Source organism: Jiangella alkaliphila, from assembly GCF_900105925.1.
GTDB classification, from domain to species: Bacteria; Actinomycetota; Actinomycetes; order Jiangellales; family Jiangellaceae; genus Jiangella; species Jiangella alkaliphila.
Map to the genome: position 1 here is coordinate 6,987,767 of NZ_LT629791.1, position 13,153 is coordinate 7,000,919.

Below are 13,153 nucleotides of genomic sequence, written 5' to 3' on the forward strand. Positions count from 1 at the left end.
GGAAAGAGTCATAGCGGGAGGTTCTACGTCGACTGACGAGAACGCAGCGAGGCGCCGCCTGGGCGTCGCGCAGTAGGCCATGGACCCGGGAGACACACCCTAGGGGAGCGGGCGGACGGGGGCCGCCCGCTCCCGGTTCCAGCGCGCGAGGTGCACCGCGTGCACGACCGCCAGCGCCAGCGTGAACAACGCGAGGGCCATCGAGCCGGCGCCACCGGCGCTGAGGTCCGGCGCCGGGTCGCCGACGCCGGGTTTGGTGGCGAGCATGAGGATGATCAGCAGGCTCACCACCCCGATGCCGATGGGCAGCGCGGACGACGGCGGCCGCGGCCGGAACGTCGCCACGAGACACAGCGCCATGAGCACCAGCGCCAGGATGATCCCGAGCACGGCCGGGTCGCCGTTGGCGTTCGAGGCGGTCTCCCACAGGTTGCCGAGCCGGCTGGCCACGCTGCCGGTCTCCGGGTCGACCTCCAGGTCGTCGAACATCGGCGTGAAGATCAGGCCGAGGCCGGCCACCGCGATGGGCCCGTAGAGGCGGGCGTAGCCGTCGAACACCCGGCCGTTGTCGTCGTCGCGCGTCATGCGGTCGTGGTTCCTTCCGTTGCGGGGTCGGGTTCGCTCGCCGTGACGGCCGCCGCACGCGCCGCCCGGCGGCGCCGAACCAGCAGCACCGCCGCCGCGGCGGCGATCAGCACGCCCGCGCCGGCGCCGACGAGCCACCAGGGGAAGGAGCCGCTGGTGATCTCGGCGGGGCGGACGAGGGCGAGCACCTGGTCGGTCGCGGAGTCGACGAGGTAGAGGTCGCCACCCGGGCCGACCTCCAGGGCGGTGATCGAGCGCTCCGTGTCGCCGTCCAGCTCCGTGTCGAGCACCGTGCTGATGGTGCCCTCGGCGTCGATGCGACGGACGCCGTCCCCCGTGGCCACGTAGACGTCGCCCTCGGGGCCGACGGCGACGTCGGCCAGGCCCCACAGCTGTGCCCGCGTGGCCGGCCCGCCGTCGCCGTAGTCGTCGTCGACCACGACGTCGTCGCTGTCGGTGGTGCCGGCGAAGGTCCGGGCGTCCTGGCCCGGGGCCGCGGCAACGACCTGCCCGCTCCCCTCGTCGGCGACGTACACCGTGCCGTCCGCGCCGACGGCGAGGGCGGACGGGAGCGCGAGCGTGTCGGCGTCGAACCCCGGCACCGCCGCGATCAGGCCATCGGAGTCGACGCGGTAGACCAGCTCCCCGATGTCCAGCAGGTACACCGTGCCGTCCGGCCCGACGGCCACGTCGCGCGGCTGCACCAACTGGGTGGTCGCCAGCGCGCCGTCGACCACCGGGTGCTCGCTGTACGCCCCGCCGGCGACGGTGACGAGCCGGCCGTCGGGGTAAATGCGCACCACGGAGTCGCCGAGAGCCGCGTAGACCTCGCCGCCGGGGCCGGTGGCCAGCCGCCGGATCGAGTCCAGCCGTGGGTCGGCGGCCGGCGCACCGGCCAGCTCGGTGCCCTCGAGCCGCCGAAGCCGCCCGACCTGTGGCTCGGCGACGAAGAGCGTGCCATCCGGCGCGACGGCGACGCTCATGTCGCCGGTCAGATCCGCCGCGTCGGCCGGTTCCGCGGCCACGACGTCGCGGAAGTCGGCCACCGTCTCGATGATGCCGTCGGCGCCGATGCGGCGGACGAGGTCGCCGCGGGTGCCGCCGAGCACCAGGCTGCCGTCGGGTGCGACGTCGACCGTCTCCGGCTCGTTCACACCGGCCTCGGCGGCCGGGCCCCCGTCGCCGGTGTCGTGCGGCGAGCCGGTGCCGGCGACGGTGGCGATGACGCCGTCGGCGCCGACCCGGCGGATCCGGCTGTTGAAGGTGTCGGCGATGTAGAGCCCGTCGGGGCCGGCAGCGACGTCGAGCGGCGTGTTCAGCTCCGCGGCCCCGGCCGGCCCGCCGTCGCCGCCGAAGCCGCCTTCGCCGGAGCCGAAGTAGCTGACACCGGCCAGCGCGACCAGCGTCCCGTCGGGCCGGACCATGCGCACCCGCGGCACGCCGTTCTCGACGACGTAGACGTTGCCGGCGGCGTCGACCTCGACCGCGACGGGCTCATCCAGGCTGGCTTCGACGGCTGGCTGGTCGTCGGCGTAGCGTTCGCCGCCGCCGGCCACCCGGGTCAGCAGGCCGTCCGGGCTGACCCGGCAGATCAAGTCTCGGCCGGGGTCGGCCAGGTAGAGGGTGCCGTCGGGGGCAATCGCCACGTCGGCAGGCAGGCCGAGCGCCGTCTCGGTGGCCGGCTCGCCCACGCACGTCGGGGGCGGCTCGTCGTCGGCGTTCTGGTCGGGGGCGGTGCCGGCGACCGTCGTGATGACGCCGTCGGTGCCGACCCGGCGGATCGTGGCGTTCGACGAGTCGGCGATGTAGAGGTTGCCCTCGGCGTCGACGTCCAGGCCGGCGGGTCCGTTCAGCTGCGCCTCGCCGGCCGGTCCGCCGTCGCCGCGGCGGCCGGCCTCGCCGGTGCCCGCGGCGACGGTCACGGTGCCGTCGGCGTCGACGCGGTGGACGACGTGGCGGTGGCTGTCGGCGACATAGGTGACGCCGTCAGGGCCGGCCGCGACGCCCGAAGGGCCGGCCGCCGGGCCTGGCGGCGGCACCAGCTCCTCCAGCGCGGCGATGTCGGGGTCGGCCGCCACGCCGGCCACCGTCACCAGCTCGCCGGGGTCGCGGTCGCCCCAGAGCGACCCGGCCGGTGGCACCTGGTCGTCGCGCGCCGCGACGTCGTCCGGGAGCCGCCACACCCGCGAGCCGGCCGTGTAGTAGATCGCGCCGTCGGTCCCGGCGGCGACGTCCTCGACACTGGCCGGGAGCGGACCGGCGACCTCGATCGCGCCCTCGCGTAGCACGAGCAAGCGGCCGTTGGCCTCGTCGGTGACGTAGAGCTCGCCGCCGGGGCCGGCTGCCAACCGGCGGCCGTCACGGGCGGGCGTGCCGTCCAGCCCCGACCCGGCGTCGATCAGCGCGAGGTCGGCGTCGGCGATGACGCCGAGGGTCCCGTCGGGAGCCACGTGGTACACGTCACCGAACGGCTCGAGCGTGAAGAACACCGTGCCGGCGGTGTCGACGGCGATACTGGTGATCGGCGTGTCCATGGCCGCGTCCGTCGCCGGTCCGCCGACGGCCCCGTCGCCAACGAACACCTCGCCGCCGCCCGCGACCGTCGTGATGACGCCGTCGGTGCCGATGCGTCGGATCCGGCCGTTCATGGTGTCGGCCAGGTAGACGTTGCCGTCGGCGTCGACCGCGATGTCCGTGGGGTCGAAGATCTCCGCGTCGGCGGCGAGCCCCCCGTCGGCGTCGCCGGCCTCGATCGTGTCGTCGCCGGCACCGGCCAGCACGGTGACGGCGCCGTCGGGCGCGATGCGGCGGACGTCCTGGTTGGCGGCCAGGTACACGCTGCCGTCGGGGCCGACCGAGCTGGCGATCGGCGTGCTGCTGAGGCTCGAAGACCCCCCGCCCGGCGGCTCCGGTCCGTCGGTCTCGGGTGGGCGCTGGGCCCGGGCGCCGGCGACGGTGTCGATGACGCCGTCAATGCCGACGAACCGCAGCCGCTCGCTGTACCGGTCGGCGAGGTAGACCGTCCCGTCGGGCCCGACGGACAGCGTCAGCGAGGGGTGGAGTCGTGCTTCTGTCGCCGGTCCGCCGTCACCGGAGTAGCCGATCTCCCCCGTGCCGGCGACCAGGACGACCTCGCCGGGCAGCGGCTCGGGTGGCGTCGTCGAGGCCTGCGCCGCGGCCGGCGCCAGTCCGGATGTGAGCAGCAGACCTGGTAGTAGCGCTCCGAGCAGCAACGGCGTCCCCTCCGGTCGGTCCTTACCGCCGGAGAGCGTGGCAGACGCTACTTTCTGTTCACTTTCACGGATGCGTCACGGCAGGTCAGCCCCGTCACTCGCGCGGGCTGATCTCCATCTCGATGGCCATCTCCATCTCCAGCGTCTGCTCGGTGGAGCCGTCGTCGACCGCCATCTCGATGGACGTGTTCGTGTCGCTGCTGCCGGAGATGGCGACCGGGAAGCTCAGCCGGCCCGCGCTGGTGCCGGTGCCCGTGCCGCTCGCCTCGATCAGCTCGGCCGTGGCGCCGCCCTGCTCGATGGTGGTGGGCTCGGCCCGCTGCGCCACGTCGGCGCTCAGCTCGTAGGCGTCGCCGTCGAACGACGTGAGGGTGTAGCTGAAGGTGTTGCAGAAGGTGAAGCCCTGCGAGTCGACCGCCGTGGCGACGTCCCAGGTGGCGCCGATGCCGACCGGCTCGGTGGGCAGCGGCACGGTGAGGTTGGCCAGCTGGCTCTCGAACTGCTGCATGGTCGGGGCGATCGTGGGGTCGACGCTGGCGGTGTCGATCTTCCCCTCGACGAAGGCGCCGCTGCGCGTGGTGGTGACGGTGCCGGTGATGCCGATCATGGAGTCGAGGATGGCCTGCATCGACGCGTCGCCGCCCTCGACCTCGACCCGGTCGTACTCCACCGTCATGGTGATCTCGTCGTCGGTGACGGCGTCGACGGTCACCACCATGCCCATGATCATCGGCGGCGCCGGCATGGTGGGCGAGTCCTGGCCGTCGACGCTGGCCGTGGTGGTCGTGACCATGCGCATGTCGACGGCGGCGGCGTCGCCGGCCGTGGGCGACAGCTCCATCAGCGCCCGCGGCTCGTCGCCGGGGTCGCTGACGACGGCCTCCGGCGCGCCGTCGGTGCAGGCGACGTCGGACACCGGCTCCTCGGCCGGCTCCTCGGCCGGCTCGTCGGCGGGCTCGCCCGAGTCGTCGGAGGCGGGCTCGCCCGAGTCGGCGGCGGACGGCGCGGCGGTGTCGTCCGCCGAGCCGCCGCCGGAGTCGTCGCCGCACCCGGCGAGGACGAGCAGGACGGCGGCCAGGGGCAGACAGCCGGTGATGCGGCGCACAGCGACTCCTCGGGACGGTTCGGGCTGATCGTCCCGAACTCTAGCGGCCGCCGGTGACAACCAGCATCACCACAATCCAACGCCGGACATCCGTCAGTAGCGCAGGGTCTCCAGGTAGGCGCGGCTGTCGCAGGCCGACGAGATGCCGTTCGGCCGGGGCTGGTCGTTCTCGGTGAAGTAGTAGTCGACGCCGGCCAGCGTGCTGTGGGCGAAGATCCGGGCGAAGTCGATCGTGCCCTCACCGACGTCGGCGAACGAGCCGTCGGCGGCCCGGTCCTTCACGTGCAGCAGCGAGAACCGGCCCGGGTACTGCTGGATGAGGCCGACCGGGTCGACGCCGCCGTCCACGGCCCAGTAGAGGTCCAGCTCCATGTCGACGAGGTTCGGGTCGGTCTCCCGGACCAGCACGTCGTACAGGCGCACCCCGTCCTCGAACCGGAACTCGAAGTCGTGGTTGTGGTAGGCGAGCGTGATGCCCTCCTCCTTGGCCCGGGCACCCTGCTCGTTGAGGACGTCGGCGACCCTGGAGTAGTCCTCGGCGTCCCAGCCGGCCGAGCCGGAGATGCGCACGTACCTCGCGCCCAGGTCCTTCGCGGTCTGGATCACGCCTTCGATGTCGTTCTCGATCTGGCCCAGGTCCAGGCCGACGGACGGCGCCTGCATTCCGGCCGCGTCGATCAGTGCGCCGAGCTGCGCGCCGGTGTAGCCGTAAAGGCCGCCGGAGGGCTCCATGTTCAGGTAGCCGCAGGTGGCCAGCGCCGCGAGCGTCGCCTCGGTGTTGGGCGCCGGCATGGTCGCCCGCACGGTGAACCCGACGACACCGATCTTGTCGGCGGGCACCTGGCGGTCGCCGTCGAGCTCGACGGCCTTGCCGATCTCGGAGCCGGCCGCCGCCCGGACGATGGAGGCCCGCTCGCGGTGGGAGAGGACGCCGTCGCCGACCAGGCCGGACGTGATGCCCTCGACGGTGCGGACGAAGTCGCCGTGGTTCGTGAACGGCTGCTCGTGCTCGATCAGGTCCATGATCGTGCAGCCGTCGCCGGAGTCGCGGTTGGGGACGCCGGAGTCCGAGCCCTCGCCGAACCAGACCGGGACGTCGGTGCTGTAGCCGCCGAAGCAACGGTCGCGGGGCTCGGTCACGTCCTCGCCGCCGACGTAGTCGATGCGGTAGATGCCCGAGCCGTCGTTGTGGTCGCCGCGGCCGACGCCCGAGCCGCCGCCGAAGTCGATGGTGTAGAGCGACCCGTCCGGGCCGAACTCGGCGTCGAACGGCGAGTTCCACGTCAGGCCCGGCAGGAACGAGTTGATCGACTGCACGTCGCCGGGCTCGGCGGGCGTGAACCGGTCGCTGGGCGCCGCCTCCGCCATGAGGCTGATGGTCTTGTACCACTCCGCCCCGTACTCGAAGACGAACCACTTGTCGTCGTAGTACTCGGGGAACTTCGTGTCGGAGTCGAGGTCCTCGTCGTAGTCGTACACCGGCCCGGTCATCGGTGCGCCGCCGCCGGAGATCTCCGGGAACAGCGCGGAGTGCTCACCGCTCTTGCCGTACCAGACCAGCGGCTCCTGGGCCGGTGGCAACTGCGTGAGGCCGGTGTTGTTCGGCGAGTCGTTGACCGGGCTGGCGCAGTCGAACGCCGCACCTGACACGCCGGTGGCGAAGTCGAAGTCGATGAACGGGGTGTTCGGGCCGACGCAGTACGGCCAGCCGTAGTTGCCGGCTTCGACGATGCGGTTCTGCTCGACCAGACCGGCCGGGCCGCGCAGCGGATTCGGGGTGCTCGCGTCGGGACCGTAGTCGGCCACCAGCAGCGCGTCGTTGGCGTCGTCGTAGCTGATGGTGAACGGGTTGCGGAAGCCCATCGCGTAGATCTCCGGGCGGGTCTTCCCGCCGCCGTCCTCCGCGCCGGTGAACAGGTTGCCCTCGGGGATCGTGTAGCCGCCGTCATCCTCCGGGTGGATTCTGATGATCTTGCCACGCAGGTCGTTCGTGTTCGCCGCCGTCCCCTGGGCGTCCGCGGCCCGCCGGCCCGCGCGCTCGTCGATCGGCGTGAAGCCGTTCTGCGCGAACGGGTCGGTGTTGTCACCGGTGGCGATGAACAGGTTGCCGTCGGCGTCCATGTCCATCGAGCCGGCCATGTGGACGTTCGCCAGCAGCTCGTTGCGCCAGATCGGGAACTCCAGGACCACCTCTTCGCTGTCCATGTCCAGCGTGTCGCCCACGAGCGTGAACCGCGACAGCCGATATACCGGCTCGGCCGGCGGCACCGTGTACAGCAGGTACACCCAGCCGTTCGCGGCGAAGTCCTCGTCGATCGCGACGCCGGTGAGCCCGTCGGCGGTGCGCGTGGTCGGCAGGCTCAGCTGCAGGTCGCCGGCCAGCGTGGTGGTGGCGTCGTCACCGTCCTGGTGGATCAGCTTGATCTGCCCGGTGCGCTGGATGTACATGACCCGGCCGTCGGGGAGCGGCGCGATCGAGTACGGGTCGGCCAGGTTCGTGTCGTCCTCGAGCTGGACCCGGTCGAAGCTGTCCCACTCCGTCGCGCCGCAGTCGCCCGGCGCGACACCGGCGGCCCATTCGATGCCGCCCAGGATGTGCTCGAGGAACAGCGGCTCGTCGAACGACTCCGCGTGGTGGCCGCTGGCGGTGTACCAGGACCGCCCGCCGTCGTAGACCTGGCACCAGGAGTGCGCGTGCTCCGGTCCCCCGGTCAGGCCCTGGGGGTTGTCGGTGGTGCGGATCTCGGTGAGGACGTGGACGTCACCGTTGGGCGAGGCCTGCCAGTTGTACCACTCCTCGTTGCGCTCCCACAGCTGCGGCAGCCCGGCCGTGGACGGGTGGGCGCCGTCGAGTACCTCGATGCGGCCGGGCCGCGGTGCCGGGTGGTTCTGGAACTTGGCGCCGACCAGCCCGGCGTACCAGTCCCAGTCCCGCTCGGTGCCGGTGGCCGAGTGCCAGCCGACGAAGCCGCCGCCGCCGTTGACGTAGCGCTGGAACGCCGCCCGCTGATCGGCGTCCAGCAGGTTGCCCCGCTCGGGCGTCGAGTTCGTGTTGTTGAAGATGACGACGTCGAACGGCCGGAGCCCCTTGTCGGAGAAGACCTCGGCGTCGTCGGTGACCGTGACGTCGAAGTCGTGCTCCGCGCCGAGTTCCTCCACCGCCTCGATGCCGGCCGGGATCGAGTCGTGGTAGAAGTTCGAGACGCCCGAGAAGACCAGGACGTCGAACCGTGCCGTGTCGGCCGGTTCCGGAGCCGGCGCCGTCCGCGCCGGTTCGGCCTGGGCCGGTCCGGCCATCAGGAACGGCAGCAGCGCCAACGCCATGACCAGCGCGGCGAGTCGCCGGGAAGGCCTAGTCGTGAGCAGGATTCGCGGGTCGAAATACCGTGCCACGATCGTCCTCCCAGGTACGCAACACTGCGGACAGTCCCCCTGGCAAACGCTTTCCGGCAAGCGCTTTCCCGACCATAGGCTTGCGAAAGGCTGATCGTCAAGAGGCAGAAGTCCGAGCGACGCCGCGGCGTACCGTCAACCCGTCGGGCCGCGGCCGCTCCAACTCCACGCGTACGCGCCGTCGTCGCTCTGCTGGCCGGCCTCGCCGATCTCCAGCGGCCGGAAGGTGTCGACCATGACCGCCAGCTCGTCGAAGTAGTCCTTGCCCAGCGCCCGCTCGATCGCGGCCGGCTGCGGGCCGTGCGAGTGGCCGCCCGGGTGCAGCGTGATCGAGCCCTGCCCGATGCCGGAGCCCTTGCGCGCCTCGTAGTCGCCGCCGCAGTAGAACATGACCTCGTCGGAGTCGACGTTGGAGTGGAAGTACGGCACCGGCACGGCCAGCGGGTGGTAGTCGACCTTGCGCGGCACGAAGTTGCAGATGACGAAGTTGTAGCCCTCGAACACCTGGTGCACCGGCGGCGGCTGGTGGATGCGCCCGGTGATCGGCTCGAAGTCGTCGACGTTGAACGTGTACGGGTACAGGCAGCCGTCCCAGCCGACCACGTCGAACGGGTGCGTCGGATAGGTCACGATGCTGCCGACCAGCCCGGACGGGCCGTGGCCGCGGTGCTTCGTGTACACGTCGACGTCGGTACCCTCGGTGACGAACGGCTCGGCCGGCGCGGTGAGGTCGCGCTCGCAGTACGGCGCGTGCTCGAGGAACTGGCCGAACCGCGACAGGTACCGCTTCGGCGGCGTGATGTGCGAGTTCGCCTCGACGACGTACGCGCGCAGCGGGCCGTCGCCGGTCGGGACCCAGCGGTGCACCGTCGCCCGCGGGATGATCGCGTAGTCGCCCTTGCGCACGTGCAGCAGGCCGAACATCGTCTCCAGCGTCGCCTCGCCGTCCTCGACGTACACGCACTCGTCGCCGATCGCGTTGCGGTACAGCGGCGACGACTCGCCGGCCGCGACGTAGGCGATGCGGACGTCGCCGTTGCCGAGCAGCAGCCGGCGGCCGGTGACGACGTCGAACGCCTTCCAGTCCTTGCCCGGGAAGAGGTCGTGCGGCTTGAGGTGCATCGGCTTGAGCGGGTGGTTGGCGACGGTGCGCGCATCGGGCAGCTCCCAGATGCGGGAGTCGACGATCGCCGACGGCACGCCCTCGTGGTACAGCAGCGACGAGTCGGAGGAGAAGCCCTCCTCGCCCATCAGCTCCTCGTAGTAGAGGCCGCCGTCGGGCCGGCGGAACTGGGTGTGCCGCTTCGGCGGGACCTGACCGATGCTGCGGTAGAACATCTCCGTCACCTTCTCGACGTTGTTCGCATATCGGACGGACTTGCCCGTATATCGACCAGGGTCGAGGATGGCTCCGACGGGTGTCAAGGGAGGACGAGGTCGGCGATGACGATTCCACCGATGTTCGAGCGGCTGGTCGACGACGCCGCCGTGTTCCCGCCCGGCTCCCTGCCGCTGGCCGAGGCCGTCCCGGCGCACTCGGAGCACCTGGCGGCGTGGTACTCCGCACTGGTCGGGCCGCTGCTGTGCCGGGCGTCGGAGCTGGAGTCGCTGGCGTCGCTGACGCGCGAGTCGCCCACGCCCGTCGGAGTGGCGGTCGTCGTCGACACCGGGACGGCCGGCGTGCTGGCCGCCGCCGACGCCGTCGCACACGAGTCGCAGCTGGTGCTGCGCGGGGTCGAGGTGCCGCTGCGCGGGTCGCCGCTGGGTGAGAACGCGCGGCGGACGGTGGCCGCGCTCGACGCCGCGCTCGGCGGCCCCGACGACGAGGAGCCGGCCTACGTCGAGGTGCCGCGGTCGCCCGGGTGGGAGGACGCCCTGGACGTCATCGCCGACGCCGGGTACCGGGCCAAGCTGCGCACCGGCGGGGCCACCGCCGACGCCCTGCCGTCCGACGACGAGGTGGCGGCGTTCGTCGTCGGCTGCCTCGACCGCGGCATCCCGTTCAAGTTCACCGCCGGGCTGCACCACGCCGTCCGCCGGCCGGGCGAGCACGGCTTCCTGAACCTGCTGCTCGCGGTGGGCCGTGCCGTGGCGGGCGCGCCGGCCGCGGAGGTCGCCGCGACCCTGTCGATCGACGACGGCGCCCTGCTCGCGGCCGGTGTCGCCGAGCTGCCGGCCGCGTCGGTGCGGCGCTGGTTCGCGTCGTACGGGTCGTGCAGCATCGCCGAGCCGCTGGCCGAGCTGATCGCCCTCGGGCTGGTCGCCGAACCCGGGCGGGTCGCGCGGTGACCTGGCTGGACCTCGGCGACGACGCACCCTTCGACGCGTGGACGCTGCCCTACGGCGCCTTCTCCGCCGCCGGCGAGGAGCCGCGGGTGGGCGCCGCCGTCGGCCCATGGGTGCTCGACCTCGCGCCGCTGGCCGCCGCCGAAGGGCTGGACGGCGCGCACCTGTTCGCCCAGAGCACGCTGAACCCGTTCCTCGCGGCCGGGCGGCGGGCGTGGGACGCGGTGCGCGGCTGGGTGCTGGAGCTGGTCACCGAGGAGGCGCACCGCGAGCTGGTCGAGCCGCACCTCGTGCCGCTGGGCGACGTCGAGCTGCGGCTGCCGTTCACCGTCGCCGACTACGTCGACTTCTACGCCTCGCAGACCCACGCCGAGAACGTCGGTCAGCTGTTCCGGCCCGACTCCCCCGACCTGCCGGCGGCCTGGCGGCACCTGCCGATCGGGTACCACGGCCGCGCCGGCACCGTCGTCGTCTCCGGGACGCCGGTCGTGCGGCCGTCCGGGCAGCGGCGGGCGGGCGGGCCGGGGTCGTCCGTGACGTTCGGGCCGTCGGCGCGGCTGGACATCGAGGCCGAGGCCGGCTTCGTCGTCGGGACGCCGTCGGCCCTGGGGACGCGCGTGCCGGTCGGCGCCTTCGAGGACCACGTGTTCGGGATGGTGCTGGTCAACGACTGGTCGGCGCGCGACATCCAGGCCTTCGAGTACGTCCCGCTCGGCCCGTTCCTGGGCAAGTCCTTCGCGACGTCGGTGTCGCCGTGGGTGGTGCCGCTGGCCGCGCTGGCGCCCGCCCGGGTGTCGCCGCCGCCGCGGTCGCCTGCGGTGGCGTCCTACCTGGAGGACGGCGAGCCGTGCGGCCTGGACGTCGAGTTCGAGGTGGTGTGGAACGGGACGGTCGTCTCGCGGCCGCCGCTGCGCGACCTGTACTGGACGCCGGCCCAGCAGCTGGCCCACCTGACGGTCAACGGCGCGTCGCTGCGCACCGGCGACCTCTACGCGTCCGGCACCATCAGCGGGCCCCGTCCCGGCGCCAGCGGCTGCTTCCTGGAGCTGACCTGGAACGGCGCCGACCCCGTGCGGTTGGCCGACGGAACCCAGCGCACCTTCCTGGAGAACGGTGACACCGTCACCATCAGAGCGACAGCGCCAGGCCCGGCCGGAACCCGCCAACGCCTGGGCGAGGTGACCGGCACCATCACCCCGCCCCCCGCCCCATGATCATCAAAGAAACGGGGCGCCAGGGAGCCTGTTGCTTTTTGAAAGATGAGAACGATGTTCATCCACGGGGCAACTTGGCCGCTGCAAAGGCGCTGGTCAGCGAGGTGGGCTTTCGCCATTTGATCAAGGGCCCTCCACTTGGGCCTATTTTCAGCCCGTTTTCGCGTTGTTCCCCCCACCTCGCCTGGACGGAGCCTCATTCAGCAACAGGCTCCAGGACGCCCCGAACGCTGGATGACCCGAGTTATCCACAGGTAGCAAACTGCCTCTGGCGAAACAGCCGCGGCCGACGCAGGCTGGTCGGCGTGGACTTCGACGACCTCCTCGCCGCTCAGCGCGGTGTGGTCAGCCGTGCCCAGGCGCTGGCCGCGGGGTTCACGGTCGATCGGATCAAGTGGCTAGTCCGGTCCCTGCGCTGGCAACAGGTGCACGCACATACCTTCGCGACGTTCACCGGATCAGTTCCTTACGAGGCCCAGGTGTGGGCGGCGATCCTGCGCGCCGGCCCCGGTGCCGTCGCCAGCCACCGCACCGCCGCCCACCTCGACGGGCTGTGCGACGACCCCGGCCCGGTCATCCACGTGACCATCCCGGCCGACCGGTACGTCGGCGGCAAGATCGACGGCGTCCGCGTCCACTACGCCCACCGGCTGCCGCGGACCCGCCACCCGGCCGCGACACCACCACGCACCCGGGTCGACGAGACCGTCCTCGACCTCGTCGACGTCGCCACCCACCCACGCGACGCCGAGACCTGGGTCACCGCCGCCTGCCAACGCCGCCTCACCACCCCCGAACGACTCGCCGACGCCCTCGGCCGGCGCAAGAAGATCCGCTGGCGACCCATGATCGAAGCCATGCTCGCCGACGTCGCCGACGGCGCCCAGTCACCACTGGAACTGCGCCACCTGCGCCGGGTCGAACGCGCCCACGGCCTGCCCACCGGCCGCCGCCAACGCCGCAGCGCCGGCCACCGGGTCATCTGGATCGACGTGGACTACCCCGAGCACCACCTGCGGGTGGAGCTGGACGGCCGGGTCGGCCACGCCGGCGAAGGCCGCTTCCGCGACCACCACCGCGACAACCACGCCACCGTCGACGGCCACGCCACCCTCCGCTACGGCCACGCCGACATCTTCGGCAACCCCTGCACCGTCGCCGCCGAACACGCCCGCGTCCTACGAACCCGCGGCTGGACCGGACGCCCCCGGTCCTGCGGTCCGTCCTGCCCAGTGCCCATGATCATCAAAGAAACAGGGCGCCAGGACGCAATGCCGTTAAGTTAGGGCGGTTTGTGCTGGTCAGCGGCGTGTCGGTGGGGTTCGTGGGCAGGGCCC

The 13,153-nt window shown here is 72.3% G+C and carries 8 protein-coding genes; 3 read left to right on the top strand and 5 right to left on the bottom strand.

The genetic code is table 11. The features are described from left to right. Positions 1-99 precede the first annotated feature (99 nt). The 5 genes from BLV05_RS32205 to BLV05_RS32225 form a co-directional block, all read right to left on the bottom strand. On the bottom strand, positions 100-585 hold the full coding sequence (locus BLV05_RS32205) for a hypothetical protein (RefSeq protein ID WP_046768603.1): 486 nt from the start codon (positions 583-585) through the stop codon (positions 100-102). Further along, entirely contained in the window at positions 582-3,818 is a 3,237-nt protein-coding gene (locus tag BLV05_RS32210) for an NHL domain-containing protein (RefSeq protein ID WP_052762412.1), read from the bottom strand. The genes BLV05_RS32205 and BLV05_RS32210 overlap by 4 nt, the downstream gene beginning before the upstream one ends. A 94-nt stretch (positions 3,819-3,912) precedes the next feature. Further along, a complete protein-coding gene (locus BLV05_RS32215) occupies positions 3,913-4,923 on the bottom strand; it encodes a DUF6263 family protein (protein WP_046768602.1) in 1,011 nt (336 codons plus the stop codon). Between the two features lie 93 nt (positions 4,924-5,016). Continuing rightward, on the bottom strand, positions 5,017-8,316 hold the full coding sequence (locus BLV05_RS37355; RefSeq protein ID WP_152690728.1) for a ThuA domain-containing protein: 3,300 nt from the start codon (positions 8,314-8,316) through the stop codon (positions 5,017-5,019). A gap of 135 nt (positions 8,317-8,451) precedes the next feature. Continuing rightward, positions 8,452-9,654, bottom strand: coding sequence for a homogentisate 1,2-dioxygenase (locus BLV05_RS32225; protein ID WP_046768723.1), 1,203 nt, complete (start codon positions 9,652-9,654; stop codon positions 8,452-8,454). Between the two features lie 105 nt (positions 9,655-9,759). Here BLV05_RS32225 and BLV05_RS32230 point away from each other — a divergent pair, with 105 nt between their 5' ends. The 3 genes from BLV05_RS32230 (at position 9,760) to BLV05_RS32240 (ending at position 13,102) form a co-directional block, all read left to right on the top strand. After that, positions 9,760-10,605 carry a hypothetical protein gene (locus BLV05_RS32230; RefSeq protein ID WP_046768601.1) on the top strand — a complete coding sequence of 282 codons (846 nt, stop codon included), beginning with the start codon at positions 9,760-9,762 and terminating at the stop codon, positions 10,603-10,605. Continuing rightward, positions 10,602-11,816 carry a fumarylacetoacetase gene (gene fahA, locus BLV05_RS32235; protein WP_082155197.1) on the top strand — a complete coding sequence of 405 codons (1,215 nt, stop codon included), beginning with the start codon at positions 10,602-10,604 and terminating at the stop codon, positions 11,814-11,816. The genes BLV05_RS32230 and fahA overlap by 4 nt, the downstream gene beginning before the upstream one ends. Before the next feature lie 305 nt (positions 11,817-12,121). Then, positions 12,122-13,102: a hypothetical protein gene (locus BLV05_RS32240; protein ID WP_083421457.1), complete on the top strand. Its 981-nt coding sequence runs from the start codon at positions 12,122-12,124 to the stop codon at positions 13,100-13,102. The last annotated feature ends 51 nt before the right edge of the window (positions 13,103-13,153 follow it).